Genomic DNA, 17,320 nt, shown 5'->3' with positions numbered 1-17,320 from the left:
CTGGTGAATAGTGTTCTCTCGATTTCATTCAATACCCCCGATTGTCTCATCGTAACAATCGGGACTGTCTGTGAAAATCAGGATACCTCAGTTATGGGGGACCGGCGCTTGGTGGTCAACCGGACTGGCGGGCTATCAAGCCTCTGCCAGCGCCCGCATTTCCAGCCGCTGCTCGCCGGGGCGGCAGACCAGCACCGAGCCTTGCTCGAACCAGTCACCCAGCACGATGCGGCGGGCGGGCTGGTCATCGAGGGTGACGTCGTGGATGGCGGGTCTGTGGGTGTGGCCGTGGATCATCATTCGGCAGTCGTGGGCGCGCAGGGTGTCGTCCACTGCCGCTGGCGTCACATCCATGATGATCTGGCTCTTGTGGGCGTTCTCCATCTGGCTTTGGCCGCGCATTTTGCAGGCGATGGCCTGACGGCGGGCGAGCGGCAACCGCAAAAAGAGCCAGCGCAGCCACTTGAGCTGGGTGATGCGGCGAAACTTCTGATACCCCTCATCCAGGGTGCAGAGCAGATCGCCGTGACTCAGCACTACCCGCTCCCCATAGAGCTCGATAACGCAAGGATCCCCCAGCAGGGTCATTCCGGCGCGCTTGGCAAACTGCTGGCCCAGCAGAAAGTCGCGGTTGCCGTGGATAAAGTAGATGGGCACGTTCTGCTGGCTCAGGGCCAAGAAGGCGTCAGCTATCTGTTGATGGAGCGGATTGGGGTCATCGTCGCCAATCCAGAATTCGAAGAGATCCCCCAGCACATAGAGGGCATCGGCGCCGGGGGCGTCGTGCTCGAGAAAGCGCACCAATGCCGCGGTCATATCGGGCCGCTGGGCAGAGAGGTGAATGTCACTGATAAAGAGGGTGCTCATGATGTGGGGGTCGGGCTCTCGGTCGAAACAGGGCAAACGGGGGTGGCAGAGACAGTAGAAAACACAGGGGACGAATATTGCGCAGCGGGTGCCATCGCTGCTGCGCCAACGGGTGTATGCATACCGTCACGGGATGGCGGCTGCCATGCCAGCTCGGCCAGATTGCGTCCCTCCAGCGTCAGCAGCGCTTCATAAGGATCGCCCGCCAGACCCAGCAACCGGCACATGGCCGCTTCCCCTTTCAATCCCTCTTCAAGGCGCAGATGCAGCACGTCACGGTAAAAGGCATCACCAAAACGTTCTAGCAGGGCCGCCATCAGGGTGAGGTGGCGCCAGCCATTCTGCGTCTCGATGGGGGCGTCGGTGACATACAGCTCCAGTGGCCAGCTGGCGATGCGGTTATTGCTATTGGCAATGTGCAGGTCGAGGCAGGCAAAGGTGCGCTCCAGCAGCCAGATATTGTCGCCCTTGTGGCTCGCCTGCCAACCTTGCTCTGCAAAAGTAGCGGCAAACGCCGCCGGATCAGCATGCTGGCAGAGAATATCGAGATCGCTGCCCGGTCGATCGAGGCCGATGGCCAGCGTGCTCACCAGCGCCATATCGGCGCACTGAGCTGCCAGCTCATCCCACACACCGGCGGTGAGCAGGGCGTGGGCCGAGCGCTGGCGCGGGTTGCCGTGGGCCAGATAGTCGAGGCGGCGCCAGTTTGGGCTGGCAGTGGGGGAGGCAGATGGAAAAACTGCGGCCGGGGCCGCAGTTTTGTCAGTGCCGAGTCGGCAGAGATCAGTCAGCAAGGGTCACCTTGGTGATCACCACGTCTTCGGTCGGAACGTCCTGATGGATGCGGCCGTAGTTACCGGTCTTGACGCCCTTGATCTTGTTGACCACGTCCATCCCGGCGGTCACTTCACCGAATACGCAGTAGCCGAAGCCCTGGGTGGTGGCGGATTTGAAGTCGAGGAAGTCGTTGTTGTTCACGTTGATGAAGAACTGGGCGCTGGCAGAGTGCGGCTCCATGGTGCGAGCCATGGCGATGGTGCCGATCTTGTTGGACAGGCCATTGGCCGCTTCGTTCTTGATAGGGGCGCGGGTGTCTTTCTCTTCAAAGCCCGGAGCATAGCCGCCGCCCTGGATCATGAAGCCGTCGATGACGCGGTGGAAGATGGTGTTGTCGTAGTGACCGTCACGGCAGTATTGCAGGAAGTTGGCCACGGTTTCCGGGGCTTTTTCAGCGTTCAGGGTGAGGGTGATGTCGCCGTGATTGGTGTGCAGAGTGACCATGATATGTCCTTTCATTTGATGCGGACGACGAAGTGCCCGCAGGTGTATGGCATAAAGTGGTGGCAATTCTAGCCCATCAGGGGCTGGCGGCATAGTCTCTCTGGCGCCGTAACCGTGCTGGCAGGCGGGATTGGCCATGTTTTCTGCCTCGTTTTCTGCCCTTGAACGGGGTATTATGACCAACCATTTTACTCACAGGCAGTGGTTAGAAGATGCTGAAGATATACAACACACTCACTCGTCAAAAAGAAGAATTCAAACCTATCCACCCGGGCAAGGTGGGCATGTATGTGTGTGGCGTCACCATCTACGATCACTGTCATATCGGCCACGGCCGCACCTTCGTCTCTTTTGATGTGGTGGCTCGCTACCTGCGTTACGCAGGTTACGACCTGACCTACGTGCGCAACATCACCGACGTGGATGACAAGATCATCAAGCGTGCCGCCGAGACCCAAGTGACCTGCGACGAGCTGACCGAGCGTCTGATTGGCGACATGCACGCCGACTTCGACGCCCTCGGCATGGTGCGCCCGGATATCGAACCGCGCGCTACCCAGCACATCGAAGAGATCATCGAGCTGGTGCAATCCCTGCTGGAAAAAGAGCACGCCTATGTGGCGGATAACGGCGATGTGATGTTTATCGTCGAATCCTACGCCGACTACGGCAAGCTCTCCGGTCAGGATCTGGAGCAACTGCAAGCCGGTGCCCGCGTTGACGTGGTCGATGCCAAGCGCAACCCCCTCGACTTCGTGCTGTGGAAGATGTCGAAGCCCGGCGAGCCGACCTGGGAAAGCCCCTGGGGCCCGGGCCGTCCTGGCTGGCACATCGAGTGCTCCGCCATGAACTCCAAGCACCTTGGCAACCACTTCGACATCCACGGCGGCGGCTCCGATCTGCAGTTCCCGCACCACGAGAACGAGATCGCCCAGTCCTGCTGCGCCCACGGTGGCGACTACGTCAACACCTGGATGCACAGCGGCATGGTGATGGTGGATAAAGAGAAAATGTCCAAATCCCTTGGCAACTTCTTCACCATCCGCGATGTGCTGGCCCATTTTGATGCCGAAACCGTCCGTTACTTCCTGATGTCTGGCCACTACCGCAGCCAGCTCAACTACTCGGAAGATAACCTGAAGCAAGCTCGCGCCGCGCTGGAGCGGATGTACACCGCCCTGCGCGATCTGCCAGTGGCCGCTGCTGCCGGTGGCGACGAGCAGGTGGCGCGCTTCGTTGATGCGATGGACGACGACTTCAACACCCCGGAAGCCTACTCCGCCCTGTTCGATCTGGTGCGCGAGATCAACCGCCAGAAGGGTGAAGACATGGCCGTTGCCGCTGCGCTGGGCGCCCGTCTGCGCGAGTTGGGCGCCGTGCTCGGCATCCTGCAGCAAGATCCCGAGGCTTTCCTCAAGGGTGACGAAGCGGACGAAGAGGTTGCCGAAATCGAGCGCCTGATCGCCGAGCGCAATCAGGCCCGTGCCGACAAGAACTGGGCTGCTGCCGATGCCGCCCGCAACCGTCTCACCGAGATGGGTATCGTGCTGGAAGATAGCGCTGGCAAGACCAGCTGGCGCCGTGCCTAAGGACGGTTGGCCTTGTTGGCGTCTGGTGCCAACAGGTTGAGCCAATAAAAAACCGCAGCCCTTGGGCTGCGGTTTTTTTTATTGGCCTGTCTGAGGGCAGATAGCCTTCCCTCTTTTCGAACATCCACAACCTTTGCAAAAATATGCCACGGAATGGTGTCGGATCTATGGGGTCAAATCCACTTACCCCCAGAGAGTTTCAATATCAATATCATCGCTGTCGGGTCTATTACCCTCAGCCATTTCGTTGAACTGAACAACCATTGGAATGTCAAAGGATGTTCCAGTTATAACAGCACATCCTTTTGCTAGGTTAGGTATCATCTGCCTTGATAAATCATCGAGTGAGCTAATCGTATTCTCAAGTAATTTTAGATCTCGATCATTCACTAAGCGATGGATGAAAAAGTTATGTAGTTGGGACATGATCGTAGGTGAAATATCAGCAGGTCTTTGGCTTGACAAAGTCATGAAAAACCCAAACTTCCTACCTTCTTTAATGATTTCTTCAAATAACTCCAGTCGATAATCCTTCCAGGTTTCATTTTCTCTATTTGACTGTGTCGAAAGAATATTGTGAGCTTCATCTATAATCATGTGAAAAGTATGGTGAGGCGGTGTTTGATTTATCACTTTTTGTTTATGTGCTTCATAATAATATTTTGCAAGTAATAGAGGTAGTATTTTCTTTATTTCTTGGTTTGTCTTTCGGAGAGATATAACAGTCAATAACTTTTCTGATGGTAGAGCTTGACCTACGGTAAAAACTCTAGTCAGAGCAGTTAAAGATGCCTCCATCCTTTTTAATAGAGGTTGAATATGATCAAACTGTACATAACCGCTGACAAGGTCAGAAAGAAGTTGGACATTGACTCTTAATCTCAATTCATCAAAGGGTGAAAGTTGACCAATATTTATAGTGTCAATGATGTTCTTGCAATGTGCAATGTATGCAGGGTCATGCTCTCCTCCATTAATGTAATTTGGCTTGGGCTTATTCGGAAAATATAATGGACCATCCTTTCCTTGCCAAGCCATCTGATCAGATAATTGGCTTAATGGTTTTGAGTCTATGATTTTTGCTATTTCATTTATTAAATCTACAAACTCCTTTTTGGGGGCAGTACTTGTTAATGCTCGCTCAAGTGTTTTATTAATATATTTGAATAGGCTATTATGGTTCCCTATGTATTTATTTCTTCCAGAAACTATTCTCTTCAAGAAAGGCTTTTGTGTGTTTTCGGTTGCCTTAAATAAAATACCAAAAATCTCTTCATCCCAAAATACATCATTTACTATGGGGAACTTATTCCCATCTTCAGTACGAGTGTCTAATTGATATACATCCTTGAAATTTATGTCAGAAATCAGCTGTTTATTTGTATACTCACCATTAAAATCTATCACAACAAAGTTACTTTTTCCTTTGAAGTTATTCAGTTTGTTTGTAAATAGTGTTGTGTATAAATTTGTTAGTGTGTTTGATTTACCGCTGCCAGTATTTCCAAATACGCCTATATGAGTATTGAATAGCTTAGCCCAAGGAAGTGATATAGGGACTTCTTCAGTAAGAGTCTCACCGACAATAAATCTATCATCTGGTTTGCCAAAGAGTGATTTGACCTGACTATCATTCATTAGATAAGCAATATCACGAATCATTGGCAAGTGTTTGATACCTTCATGGAAATTATCGAAGTGGAAATATCCAATAGGTACTAGCTCAATTTTACGAATGTAGCAATTGTTTTCCTCATCCCTTACTCTCTCATCAAGGTATTCACCTTGAACTCTTGCAACGATATCTTTGAACCCTCTGCGGATTGATATAAACTCCTGAATTGATACGCCATTGAATTTTTCTCCATTATAGAAAAGAGTTTCTTTATTGGACTCCTCGTAGAGTTCGACAATTATATTTGTTCCCCTGACTGAGATCACTTCACCGATAGCAATGCTCATAGTTCATCACCTAACTCTTCAGCTTCCTCTCTCATTTCAGCAGGTAGCTTCGTCGTATCTTTACCATTTTCTCCCTTTGGTCTACTTAGGGTGAAAACCGTTTTATTAAAATGGCTAAAACTAAGTGGTTCACTATCTGAATAAATGAACTTTACATTTGGATATCCATTGAATTTATCCCTCATCCATTCTAATTCCGGCTTGTTAAAACACGACACGTACATTGTTAAAGATGGATTAGACAAGGAACGCTGAACTAGGGTAAGTATATGCTCATCAGCAAAAGAGAAACCAAACGTAACTAGCACTGAATTCGGTCGCTCTAATTCATAACTTAGATAGCGCAGAATTTGATAGTAAGCCTCTTCAAAAACGGTCTCATGAAATTTCCATTTTGTTGGATTAACAATTGGGATTTTGTTGTAACTTTGCCAAAAATCATTGATATTTAGTGGTGTTAAATCCGTACCAAGCTCAAAGTCGAGCAAATCAACATTTGTTTTGGCTTCATTGTATAGGATTGCTTTGAAGGTGGAAATTATCTCATTTTCATCTTCTTTAAATGTGATGCTGTAATTGCTTGTGCCATAATTAATCTCGATGTCACTATCTCTGTCTCCTTTTTCCCAATGAACGGATCCATGAGCATGTAGGATATTTATTTGAGGAAGGATTTGATCGTATCGTTCAAAAACACCTTTATTGACAAGGCGGTTGTTAAAATTCCGAGTATGAAAAATTTTCTTTTGAAACCCTATACTCCCATCATTGACATAAAACTGAGCTGTACGCTCAGCTAGTAACTCCTCACTGGCAGTTTCAAAGCAATTGTCATAATTCGTGGTAAATATATTGGATTTTTTTGCGGAGTTTTTTTGTCTATTTAAGATATGAATCAATGTTGTGATGAAATGCTTATATTCACTGATGACGCTCTCTTTTTGTGGTGTCTTAGGTGGTGCAGGAACCCCCTTAGGGTATACATATGGTAAGCCAGGTTTTATACACTCTTTATAATACAGCATAAAAAGCAATGCTCTCATCTCATTACTGTTTTCAAATTTTTTAGCTAATGTTTCAAATGTATGTTTTTGACCATTTTCATCTTTAATTTCTAAAGCTAAAGTTGGTAAAAAACCATGTGATGCTCCAGCGCCAATTAGGAAGTTTAAATTCTGCTCGTATATATCTTTAACGTTGAATTGGTCAGGAATTTTTAAATCCTAATAAAATAACAAGGGAATGTAAGTTATTAAAGCGTTAGTAGTTTGTAATTGGTCGTTCGAGAAGTAACGTTAGGTCTTGGCTAAATGCTAATTGTCGTGCCCTCAATGCAAAACCATTCCCCGAATAAGTAAGAATTGTTAGGTTGGCCTCGGGGTTAAGGATTCAGTTTTTTCTCCCTGTTGTTCGCCGAGGTGAGCCCGTTTGTCTAGGCGGCGAGGCAGGACGCCGAGCGAGCGCCGCGGGGCCAGGGGCCAAATCGGAATTGGACGAGCAACGCTCGCCCCGGTTTGGCGCAAGGACAAGGATGTCCGCAGCGGACTTTGACCGACGCCAGGGATGGTGAAGGTCAAAGCCCATCGGCGCGTGCCGTGGGACAAACGGGTGAACCGAGGGAACCCGACGCAGGAGGGCGAACAAGTGGGGGATTAGACCTTTGGTGACTTTGGGTCTTTCCAAAGTCACTCGCCAAGCCGCGTAGCGGCGGCGAAACCCCGTCGAGGACGGAGTCCTCGTGTCCTGCATGGCGAAGCCATGCCAATTAGACGGCGATATTTCGCCAAGCAATGACGTTACCGACCCCTCACCCTAGCCCTCTCCCGCAAGGGGAGAGGGGACGGTTACCGCGGACGATTACGCTTCGCTAATCGACCCTACGCTAAAGTCGCTACCGCCCCTGACTGTCGCTACCAGATTGCGCCGTTGACCATTGATCTCGGAAAAGGGGTCAACAGACGCCCGTCGCCATATTACGGAGCCAGAGTGGTCTTATCTATGGTTTTGATGAGCTAACTATCAGAAAGGAGTGGTTTTTTGCGCTGGCACAAACTTTTATTAATTAGCGATTAGTTGTTGGTTGTCGGGGCTTGGCAGTGGCAGGGCGGTGGGGTGACGCCGCGAGGGGAGTGCAAACGGTAAAAAGAGAGGAGCGCAAACGGTAAAAAACGAAGGGGCCCGCAGTGGGCCCCTTGTTGTTGGCGTTCGATGCAGCGCCGCTATTTGGCGGCGGGGGTTGGGAAGTATTTGCTGTGCAGCAGCGGGTATTCGCTGCTCGCCAGCACCTGGGTCAAGCCGGTCTGGAACTCCTTGACCAGCTCGTCGCTCACCGGATGGCTGAAGGCGAAGCAGAGCTGCTCCGAGCTCAGCACCCACTGCTCCTTGAAGCTGGCTGGGTCGATCTTTTGCTCTGCGACCAGCATCTCCATGGTGGTCTTGTGAGTTGACAGCAGATCAACTCGGCCGGATGTGAGCATCTTCAGCGCCTGTGATAGCCGATTGGCAGTCATCAGCCTGGTCTCGTCAAAGCCGTTGTTGAGCAGCAGCTGTTCCCCCACATCGGCCCGCACCGCCCCGATATTGAACGCCTTGGCATCGTCGAGCTTGCTGATGGTGATATTGCGCTGGGCCAACCCTACCAGCACGACTTCGATATAGCCGACAGGACAGGCCCACTTGAACAGGGGGTCGCGCGCCTGGGTGCGGGCGGTGGAGAAGAGCACCGCATTGGGCTTTTGGGTCAGCAGGTAGTAGCCGCGCGCCCAGGGCATGATGGTGATGGGTTGCGCCGGGGTATTGGTCTTTTTCCACACCAGTTGCAGCAGCTCGACCGCGAGGCCGGTGGGGGCACCGCTGGCATCGGCGTAGTTGTAGGGTTTGTACTCTTCGGTGATGTAGTGCAGTTTGCCGAGCTCAGGACTCGCCTGTGCGAGGGTGGCCAGCAGTGCCCCGGCCAATCCAATCCATGGTTTCATTTTTGCCATCCTGATCAAGGGAATATCTGCTCAAGTGTGACCAAGCTGGCCGATTTCGCCAAGGCGACGGAGCATGTTTGGCAAAAAAGCGCGGGCGCATGCCGCCATCTTGCGCCCTATGTCGGCGGCGATCGGGGCGTTAGCGCAGCGGCAGGTATTTGGCTTGCAGGGCCGAGAAATCCGCCGAGGCGACGACTTGGGTCAGCGCCTGCTGAAAGAGGGCGACCTCGCTGTTGGGCACCTGACGGCTGAAGGCGTAGCAGAGCGGTCTGGCATCCAGCACGAAGGCGACATGAAAGTCGTCAGGCTTGAAGCCGAGCTGCAGCAGAGTTTGATAGCCCGCCAGCTTGTTGGTCGCAAACAGATCGGCGCGACCTGAGGTGAGCATTTTGGCCGCCTGGGTGAGGCGATTGGCCAGCATCAGCTGGCGTTCATCGATACCGCGTTCGAGCAGCAGTTGTTTGGAGACGGTGGAGCGCACCACGCCGACCTTGTAGCGGCTGATCTCGGCCACGGAGCCTAGGGTGATGTTGTCCGCCTTGCGCCCCAGCAGCACAAATTCCGAGTGATCGATGGGGCAGGCCCACTTGAAGAGCGCCTCCCGCTGCGGGGTGCGGGCGGTTGCAAACAGCACCACATTGGTTTTTTGTTGCAGCAGGTTGTAGCCCTGGGCCCAGGGCAGAATGCGGATTGGCTGGGGCGACACGCCCCGCGCTTTCCAGATAAGCTGCATCAGCTCCACCGACAATCCGGTCGGCATCCCTTGCTGGTCGCTGAAATTAAACGGGGGAGAGATTTCGCTCAGATACTCGAGCTTGCCTGGATCGGCTTGCGCGAAGGTGGCCCACAAGAGCAGTAGCAGATGAGGTAGGTGCCATGTCCGCACGGGAAAGATCCTTCGCAATCAACTATGTAGCCCAGTTTGACTGCTTGCGGCGGGAATAGCTAGCCACCTCTATTGCATCTTTCATCAATAAAATGGGCAGCGAACTGCTGCCCATCGGGTGAGTGAGTGCTCAGCGCACCGGCAGGTATTTGGCCTGCAATTTGCGAAACTCTTCCGAGGCGAGGGCGCGGGTCAGGCCCTGCTGAAAGAGGGTGATCTCGCTGTCGGGCACCTGACGGCTGAAGGCGTAGCAGAGCTGCTCGGCGCTCAGCACCATGGCCACGTTGAAGTCGTCGCTGCTCAGCTTCAGTTCGCGGATGGCGTCATATCCCGCCAGCTTGCTGGTGGCGAGCAGATCGGCGCGGCCGGAGAGCAGCATCTTCAACCCCTGCGACAGGCGGTTGGCCGGGATGATGTTGTTGTCATCCATGCCGTTGTTGAGTAGCAGCTGTTCGGCGGCGTCCGAGCGCACCGCGCTGATCTTGTACTGACTCATCTGATCGAAGGCGGTCAGGGTGATGTTCTGCGCTTTGCGGCCCAGCAGTATGTACTCCGAGTAGCCGATGGGGCATACCCACTTGAAGAGACCCTCCCGGGCCTGAGTGCGGGCGGTGGAGAAGAGTACCACGTTGGGCTTCTGGGTTAGCAAGTAATAACCTCGCGCCCAGGGCAGGATGCGCACCGGCTGGGGTGTCACGCCGCGGTGTTGCCAGATCATCTGCAGCAGATCGACCGCAAGGCCGGTGGGCTGGCCTTGCGGATCGCTGAAGTTGTAGGGGGGGTACTCTTCGGTGAGGTACTCGAGCTTGCCCAGATCAGCCCGGGCCGTCGAGGCCCAGCAGAGCAGCAACAGATGACAGATCAGCCATATCCTCATTGGGAACATCCTTAGCGATCAACCTTCCCTTGAGTGTGACCATGAACAGAGTAAATAGCCACTCACTGCCGTTACCAGCGGGCGCGGATCTGCCCGATGGGCTGGTAGGCCTCATCCCGCAGCCCCACCAGCAGGGTCTTGCCATCCGCTTGCAGCCGGAACTCGCCGTAGCGGGCCGCTTGGTACTGCTCTCCCGTGCCCTCTTCAAAGAAGTAGGCATCGGGGCCGATCTGCCACTGCCGCTCGCTCTGGTGCACTTGCAATAGCCGCTCATCGCTGGCGAGCCGATCCGGTTTGCCATCGGCCACCAGACTGGCCACCTGATGGGCATCGAGGCGGATCACCAGGGTGTCGCTGCCCTTGTTTTGAGTAGTACGGGCGTCGCGGCTGGTCAGCTCGCGGGCAATTTCATAGTTGAGCCGCATGTAATCCCCCTGCATCAGGGAGCGGGGATCGACCGGAGCGAGCCGCAGCAGCACCACTTCGCCGCTGCTCATGGCGTGCTCATAGCGCCAGACCGTGGCATTGATGCCTGCCAGGATGGCGAGGCCGCTCAGCAACAGGGCGAGCTGTCGGGTCACAGGTTTCATGAATCGCTCCTTGCCGCGAAGGTGGTGAGCAGCTGGCGGGCACCCAGCAGCAGGATGCCGGAGCCCAGCAGCAGCCAGGATTTGGTCATCAGGGTGAGCCCCAGATCGTAGTAATAGAGCGAGCCATAGCCGAGCAGCAGCAGGGCCGAGAGGGTCATCAGCCCCAGACTGCCGGCATAAAACCCGAGGATCAGCACCAGTGCGCCTGCCCCCATGCCGGGGATAACGGCGCTGATCAGCACCAGCGGCAGGCCAAACAGCAGAGGGAGCCTCAGCTTCACCATCACCGCCAGCAGCAGGGCGGCGCAGAGCAGGGGATTGAGCCAGAGCGGCAGGCGGGACAGCCCCAGTTCGTCCAGCACGCTGCTGCCGCCGTCCCACAGCGGGTGGTGCAGACGGCCCAGCACCAGCAGCGAGAGGGCCAGCCCCAACGTGATGGAGTGGTAGAGCTGGTGGCGCTCTGGATCCCTATCTGCCCGCAGCCAGCAGAAGGTAATGGCCGCCATCACCAGCGGCAGGGCCAGCAGTTGCAGCCCGAGGCAGGCGAGGCCAAGGGTGAGCAGCAGGGCCGCCGCCACGCTGTGAAACAGCCGCACCAGCCAGTGATCGAACAGCACGGCGATGGCGAGCGACAGCAGGCACAACCCAAACCAGAGCAGGGCGTGATGAAGGTCCAGCTGATCGAGCAGGCCATAGAGCAGCCAGGCATCGGCCGCCAGGGTGAGGGCCAGCACGAATTGATCCCAGAGATCGCCGCGCTGGCTGCGGTTGAGGGCGTAGGCCCCCGCCAGCAGCACGGCACCCAGCAGCAGGGCGCTATTGGCTTCGCGGGTCAGCTGCTCGAAGGTGAGAAACAGGAAAAAGAGCAGGAACAGGGCGGCAATCCAGCCCACCAGCCCCAGCAGAAAGCGGCTCGACCAGTGAGGCTGGGTGTCACGGGGCATCTCCCCCTCTACCAGATTGGCCTGTTGCAGTGCTTGCCAAAGGGTCAGATCACTCATGAGACCTCCGTTGTTGTTGCAGCCAGCGGGCGGCGGTGACGGAAAGGCCGATGGCGATCAGGCTCAGCAGCAAGAAGCCATTGATGTCGGGCTCCATCCATTTGCCCAGCGCTGCGAGGATGACGGCAATCAGACTGAGGCACCCCATGGCGAGTCCGGCGATAAATCTGTGATGCCAAAGGGCATAGGCCGCAGCGAGCCAGCCAAGCCAGAGCGGCCACACCAGCGCAGAGGCGGCATCAAACAGCGCCAGCAGTGTGAGCAGGGTAGCTCCCAGACCGGCAGCCAGACCCGCCAGCCAGCTTGGCATCAGGCGCCAGCGGTTTGGTGCCAGCAGAAGCAGACCCCAGAGGGCGGCGTTGAGCAGGGTAAGGCACCAGCCCAATCCCTCTTCATCGAAGGTAAAGAAGAACGTGAACAAACCGAGCCGCCAGTAGAGCACCAGCGCCAGCTGGCCGAGCAGCCAGCTCAAGGTCCAGAGCAGGGGGCTTTGGCCAAATACCGCCAGTGGCACCAGCATCAGCGCCCAGGTGGCGAACAGCTGCCAGGGATCGGCGCCGGTCTGGTAGGTCTGACCCACCAGCGCCAGCAGGGCGCCGATATTGAGGGCGATGGCGAGCAGCAGTGCCTGACGGGGGGTATCCCCCAGCGGTTTGCGCCACAGCAGAAGCAGCATGGCGAGCAGCGGTGCCTCCAGCAGGGCGAGGCGGGAGACCCGGCCCAACTCATGCCAGTTGAAGGCGACGAAGAAGACCAGTCCAGCCCCGATGCAGATGGCGCCGAGCCAGAGCAGCAGCCGGTCAAACAGCCACTGCCAGCGCACCGGATGGGGGGGAAGATCGGCGAGGGTCAGGGCGTCCGCCAGCTTCTCTGGCGCTAGCCGTCCCTGTTTGACCCATTCGAGAAGCGTCTCTCTTGATACGTTGTGCATGGGGGGACTCCACGAGGTTTGCCCCATTATGGCATGAGGCACCCGCAACCGTGCACTGCCCCTTGGCTCTACGGCTGGTGGTTGCGACAGCGGATTACGCAATAGACAAAGCTGCAAACAAAAAAGCCCTCCACAGGGGAGGGCTTGGTCAGCGGATTCGGGCCATCAGGCGAAGATCAGGGTGCTCACTCCGAGGCCGACGAAGAGGATGGCGCAGGCGATGCGGATCCCCTTGAGTGGCAGCTTGTCTGCCCCCAGCTTGCCGATCAGCACCACAGGCACGTTGGCCAGCATCATGCCGAGGGTGGTACCGGTAATGACCTGCACCAGCGAGTCATATTTGGCGGCCAGCAGCACGGTGGCGATCTGGGTCTTGTCACCAATCTCGGCAATAAAAAAGAGCACGAAGGTGGCCATAAAGGGGCCGTATTTATCCAGCGAGCTCTCCTCGTCATCCATCTTGTCCGGCACCAAAATCCAGATAGCCATGGCGATAAAGGCGATGGCGACCAGATAGGTCATTATCTTGGGATCGAGCCAGCGGCTGATGAACTCGCCAATCCAGGCGGCACCCGCATGGTTGAGCAGGGTAGCCGCCAGCATGCCGGCGATGATGGGCCAGGGCTTGCGAAAACGGCAGATGAGCAGCAACGCCAACAGCTGGGTTTTATCGCCGATTTCGGCAATGGCGACGCTGAGGGTTGAGGTTAACAAGGCTTCCATAAAAATGACCGGGGGACGGAATTGTTATAAACCAAAGACAAGCCTGCGCCATCCGTCCCCGGTATTGGCACTGGCCCGTCAAAGGTCTTGTCAAATCCATGATTGGCATGGATCACCCTGACCATGGTGAGTTGGCACCAAGTATGTTGATCAGGGTCGCAGACCGGTGTCGATACGGTATGCGAGACTACTCCCCCTCGATGGGAGCGGGCATTCTAGGGAAAAACCGCATGGGTGACAAGGGGATCAGCCACCCACCAGCTTGACGCTGAAACCGGCTTTCTCCAGTTCGGCCTTGATCAGGTCCCGTTTATCCCCCTGGATCTCGATCACCCCCTCTTTGATGCCGCCACCGGTGCCGCATTTCTTCTTGAGCAGGGTTGCCAGGGATTTTTGCTGATCGGCGGGTACGCCATGAATGGTGATCACCCCGGCGCCCTTGCGCCCCTTGGTCTCGCGGCGAATCCGCACGGTGCCGTCGGTGGGGAAGGGGGAGGCGGATTGGGGAGCGTTCTGCTCCTTGATCATGCCGCCATCGGTGCTGTAAACGAGGCGGCTGTTGTTGTCGTGACTCATGGCAATACTTTATGGGTTAGCTAAGCGGAGTTTGATTTTACTCAAATAAAAGTTGAAGACACAGCTTATAATGCCCCAAGTAAAAGCGAATTATTATTGTTTAACTTCAGGAGTCAGTCATGGTACTCACGCAGTTGTCGCCGGGACAGAGTGCTCGCATCAAGAATATGAACCAGCTGGCCCGGCCGCTGCGCCGCAAACTGATGGTGATGGGCCTGTTGCCCCAGACTGAAGTCATCTATCTGCGATCCGCCCCCTTGGGGGACCCGCTCCAGATCCAGTGTCAGGGGATCTGTCTCTCCATGCAAAAGAGCCTGGCACAGCAAATAGAAGTCGAGCCGGTATAACCCCCTGCTCGGCTACCGCTCAGGTCAAGAAAGTCACCGGGAGCGGTTCAGAGACAAGAAGTCGAACCTGCAAAGTGGCTTGCCACACGCACGCGGCGGGTTCAGAAGAAAATAGAGGTAGAGCTGGTATGAATTATTCTCTGGTAACGGTCGGCAACCCCAATAGCGGCAAGACCTCCCTGTTCAACGCCCTGACCGGTGCCCGCCAGCAAGTGGGCAACTGGAGCGGGGTCACTGTCGACAAGAAGATGGGTGAGTTCAGCGCGGGTGAGCATCACTTCAAGCTGATGGATCTGCCCGGCATCTATAGCCTGGCCAGTCAGGATGGCAGTCTGGACGAGCAGATCGCCAGCCGTTTTGCCCAGGGCCAACAGCCCGACCTGCTGCTCAACGTCATCGACGCCGCCAATCTGGAGCGCTCCCTCTACCTCACGCTGCAACTGCGCGAACTGGGCCTGCCTATGGTGGTGGTGCTCAACAAGCTGGATATCCTGCAAAAACGCCGCATCGTCATCGACGAGAGCAAGCTCGGCAAATCCCTCGGTTGCCCGGTGGTGGCCCTCTCTGCCCACAACAGTAAGCAGGTTGCCGCCTTCAAGCAGCAGATCCGGCAGTTTATCGGTCAGCCGCAAGCCGCCTTGCAGCTCGATTACGGTCATACACTTGAAACCGATCTGGCGGAGTTGGAGACCCTGCTCGCCCCGCATCACCTCACTACCCGTGGCCGCGCCCTGCGCCTGCTGGAAGAGGATGCGGTGATGCAGGAGACCCTGCTGCCCGGTCAGCAGGCGGCCGCCGCCAATGTAGTTGCTCGCGCCCATCAGGGGCAGGATATCGACCTGCAACTGGCAGATATCCGCTATGGCCATATCCACCAGTGGGTACAACAGGCGCGTCAGCAGAAGGGCAAGCTTACCGAGGCACAGAGCGAGTGGCTGGATCGGGTGCTGCTCAATCGCTGGATTGGCATCCCCTTCTTCCTGTTTGTCATGTACCTGATGTTCCTGTTTGCCATCAACGTTGGCAGCGCCTTTATCGACTTCTTCGACATCATGGGCGGCGCCCTGTTTGTCGATGGGGTGCACCACCTGCTGGGGCTGGTCAATGCCCCCGAGTGGTTGGGCGCCATTCTGGCAGACGGCTTCGGCGTTGGTTTGCAGACCGTGGCCACCTTTATTCCGGTGATTGGCTGCCTCTATCTGTTCCTCGCGGTGCTGGAGAGCTCCGGCTATCTGGCCCGTGCCGCCTTCGTGGTGGATGCCCTGATGCGCCGCCTCGGCCTGCCGGGCAAGGCGTTTGTGCCGATGCTGATGGGCTTTGGCTGTACCGTCCCCTCGGTGATGGCGACCCGTACCCTCAACTCCGAGCGGGAGCGGCTGATGACCTCCGCCATGGCCCCCTTCATGTCGTGCGGTGCCCGTCTGCCGGTTTACGCCCTGTTTGCGGTGGCTTTCTTCCCGGAATCGGGCCAGAACCTGGTGTTCGGTCTCTACCTCATCGGCATTCTGGTGGCGGTGCTCACCGGCCTGTTGCTGCGCAGCACCCTGCTGCCGGGCAAGAGCGACTCCATGGTGATGGAGATGCCGGATTACGAGTGGCCGCGGCCGGTCAACGTTGCCATCAAGACCTGGCAGAAGCTCAAATCCTTCGTCTTTGGCGCCGGTAAAACTATCGTGCTGGTGGTCGCCGTGCTGAGCGTGCTCAACTCCCTGGGCACCGATGGCAGCTTCGGCCATCAGGAGCAGGAGAGCTCGGTGCTGAGCAAAATCAGTCAGGCGGTGACGCCTGTGTTGCACCCCATCGGCGTGCGCGATGACAACTGGCAGGCCACGGTCGGCATCGTCACCGGCATCTTCGCCAAAGAGGCGGTGGTGGGGACCCTCAACAGCCTCTACGCCGGTGCTGGTGGTGGTGAAGAGGAGGAGAGCGAGTTCTCGCTGGTGGCCAGCTTCCACGAGGCGATCGACGCCGTGGCGACCAATCTGGCCGAGATCAACCCGAGCGACCCCATGGGGCTTGATGTTGGCAACCTCGACGACCAGAAAGCTGCTGCCGAGGCGCAGGAGGTCGATGTCTCCACCTACGGCAACATGCAGACCCACTTCGACGGGGCGGCCGGTGCCTTTGCCTACCTCTTGTTCGTGCTGCTCTACATGCCTTGCGCCGCAGCCATGGGCGCGCTGGTGCGGGAAACCGGCCGCCAGTGGGCGCTGATGACGGCGGTATGGTGCAACTATATGGCCTTTATGTGCGCGACCCTCTTCTATCAGGTCGCGACCTTTGCCGCTCATCCGGAGCAGAGCCTGTTCTGGATCGTCAGCTACGGCCTCTCTCTGGTACTGCTCTGGTGGGCCGGTCGTCGTCACGGTGACATCGTCGCCCGCAAGGTGGTGACCTTATGATCCTGCGCGAGCTGGGGGATTACCTCGCCGCGCAGCAGAAGGTGAGCCGGCGTGATCTGGCTCGCCACTTCCACACCTCGGAAGATGCGGTGGAGGCCATGCTCGGCGTCTGGATGCGCAAGGGACGGGTCATCAAGCGCGAAAGCCGGGTCTGTGGTGGCAGTTGCTGCGGCAAGAGCGAAGAGGTGATGTTCGAGTGGTGTGACGCGGGCCAGATTGGCATCAAGATCCGCTAAACGACAACCCAACCTCATCACCAAAGATCGAACAATAAAAAACGGCAGATCCTGCGCAAGGGTCTGCCGTTTTTATT

17 protein-coding genes are annotated in these 17,320 nt (G+C 56.1%); 4 read left to right on the top strand and 13 right to left on the bottom strand.

Annotation, left to right across the window (positions count from 1 at the left end; genetic code table 11):
* Positions 1–135: 135 nt before the first annotated feature.
* From lpxH to ACW5W8_RS17165, 3 genes are read right to left on the bottom strand one after another with little or no spacing between them, the layout of a single operon-like run.
* The gene (gene lpxH / locus ACW5W8_RS17175; RefSeq protein WP_498629040.1) at positions 136–867 is read right to left on the bottom strand and encodes a UDP-2,3-diacylglucosamine diphosphatase; all 732 of its coding nucleotides are present in this window, start codon (positions 865–867) and stop codon (positions 136–138) included.
* Entirely contained in the window at positions 864–1,661 is a 798-nt protein-coding gene (locus ACW5W8_RS17170) for a DUF4269 domain-containing protein (protein ID WP_498629038.1), read from the bottom strand. Before ACW5W8_RS17170 ends, lpxH begins: the two co-directional genes overlap by 4 nt.
* Positions 1,651–2,148: a peptidylprolyl isomerase gene (locus tag ACW5W8_RS17165; RefSeq protein ID WP_033115878.1), complete on the bottom strand. Its 498-nt coding sequence runs from the start codon at positions 2,146–2,148 to the stop codon at positions 1,651–1,653. The genes ACW5W8_RS17170 and ACW5W8_RS17165 overlap by 11 nt, the downstream gene beginning before the upstream one ends.
* Before the next feature lie 212 nt (positions 2,149–2,360).
* On the opposite strand from ACW5W8_RS17165, the gene cysS reads away from it, so the two are divergent.
* Positions 2,361–3,737 (top strand): cysteine--tRNA ligase, encoded by a 1,377-nt coding sequence (gene cysS / locus ACW5W8_RS17160; protein WP_498629036.1) that lies wholly within the window; start codon positions 2,361–2,363, stop codon positions 3,735–3,737.
* A gap of 183 nt (positions 3,738–3,920) precedes the next feature.
* Here the strand turns inward: cysS and ACW5W8_RS17155 are convergent, their stop codons facing one another.
* The 10 genes from ACW5W8_RS17155 to ACW5W8_RS17110 form a co-directional block, all read right to left on the bottom strand.
* On the bottom strand, positions 3,921–5,699 hold the full coding sequence (locus ACW5W8_RS17155; protein ID WP_498629034.1) for an ATP-binding protein: 1,779 nt from the start codon (positions 5,697–5,699) through the stop codon (positions 3,921–3,923).
* Entirely contained in the window at positions 5,696–6,742 is a 1,047-nt protein-coding gene (locus tag ACW5W8_RS17150) for an SIR2 family protein (protein ID WP_498629032.1), read from the bottom strand. The genes ACW5W8_RS17155 and ACW5W8_RS17150 overlap by 4 nt, the downstream gene beginning before the upstream one ends.
* Before the next feature lie 1,176 nt (positions 6,743–7,918).
* Complete coding sequence (locus tag ACW5W8_RS17145) at positions 7,919–8,674, bottom strand: substrate-binding periplasmic protein (RefSeq protein ID WP_498629030.1); 756 nt, start codon at positions 8,672–8,674, stop codon at positions 7,919–7,921.
* Between the two features lie 139 nt (positions 8,675–8,813).
* On the bottom strand, positions 8,814–9,560 hold the full coding sequence (locus ACW5W8_RS17140) for a substrate-binding periplasmic protein (RefSeq protein ID WP_498629027.1): 747 nt from the start codon (positions 9,558–9,560) through the stop codon (positions 8,814–8,816).
* A 130-nt stretch (positions 9,561–9,690) separates the two neighbouring features.
* Positions 9,691–10,437 (bottom strand): substrate-binding periplasmic protein, encoded by a 747-nt coding sequence (locus tag ACW5W8_RS17135; RefSeq protein WP_498629025.1) that lies wholly within the window; start codon positions 10,435–10,437, stop codon positions 9,691–9,693.
* Positions 10,438–10,508: 71 nt separating this feature from the next.
* Positions 10,509–11,027 carry a GDYXXLXY domain-containing protein gene (locus ACW5W8_RS17130; protein WP_498629024.1) on the bottom strand — a complete coding sequence of 173 codons (519 nt, stop codon included), beginning with the start codon at positions 11,025–11,027 and terminating at the stop codon, positions 10,509–10,511.
* Positions 11,024–12,028 (bottom strand): DUF4401 domain-containing protein, encoded by a 1,005-nt coding sequence (locus ACW5W8_RS17125; protein ID WP_498629022.1) that lies wholly within the window; start codon positions 12,026–12,028, stop codon positions 11,024–11,026. The genes ACW5W8_RS17130 and ACW5W8_RS17125 overlap by 4 nt, the downstream gene beginning before the upstream one ends.
* Positions 12,021–12,959 carry a DUF2157 domain-containing protein gene (locus ACW5W8_RS17120; RefSeq protein WP_498629020.1) on the bottom strand — a complete coding sequence of 313 codons (939 nt, stop codon included), beginning with the start codon at positions 12,957–12,959 and terminating at the stop codon, positions 12,021–12,023. The genes ACW5W8_RS17125 and ACW5W8_RS17120 overlap by 8 nt, the downstream gene beginning before the upstream one ends.
* Before the next feature lie 165 nt (positions 12,960–13,124).
* The gene (locus ACW5W8_RS17115; protein ID WP_058053785.1) at positions 13,125–13,682 is read right to left on the bottom strand and encodes a TMEM165/GDT1 family protein; all 558 of its coding nucleotides are present in this window, start codon (positions 13,680–13,682) and stop codon (positions 13,125–13,127) included.
* A 246-nt stretch (positions 13,683–13,928) separates the two neighbouring features.
* A complete protein-coding gene (locus tag ACW5W8_RS17110) occupies positions 13,929–14,258 on the bottom strand; it encodes a translation initiation factor (protein WP_421314519.1) in 330 nt (109 codons plus the stop codon).
* A 119-nt stretch (positions 14,259–14,377) separates the two neighbouring features.
* On the opposite strand from ACW5W8_RS17110, the gene ACW5W8_RS17105 reads away from it, so the two are divergent.
* The 3 genes from ACW5W8_RS17105 to ACW5W8_RS17095 all read left to right on the top strand — a co-directional run bounded on the left by ACW5W8_RS17105 (position 14,378) and on the right by ACW5W8_RS17095 (position 17,243).
* Complete coding sequence (locus ACW5W8_RS17105) at positions 14,378–14,605, top strand: FeoA family protein (RefSeq protein WP_005337384.1); 228 nt, start codon at positions 14,378–14,380, stop codon at positions 14,603–14,605.
* A 128-nt stretch (positions 14,606–14,733) separates the two neighbouring features.
* Positions 14,734–17,007, top strand: a complete 2,274-nt coding sequence (gene feoB, locus ACW5W8_RS17100) for a Fe(2+) transporter permease subunit FeoB (RefSeq protein ID WP_498629017.1) — start codon at positions 14,734–14,736, stop codon at positions 17,005–17,007.
* Positions 17,004–17,243: a FeoC-like transcriptional regulator gene (locus ACW5W8_RS17095; protein WP_005350974.1), complete on the top strand. Its 240-nt coding sequence runs from the start codon at positions 17,004–17,006 to the stop codon at positions 17,241–17,243. Before feoB ends, ACW5W8_RS17095 begins: the two co-directional genes overlap by 4 nt.
* Positions 17,244–17,320 lie beyond the last annotated feature (77 nt).

Source organism: Aeromonas aquatilis, assembly GCF_054052405.1.
The sequence above is the reverse complement of the archived record's forward strand: the minus strand, read 5'-3'. Positions and strand labels throughout refer to the sequence as shown.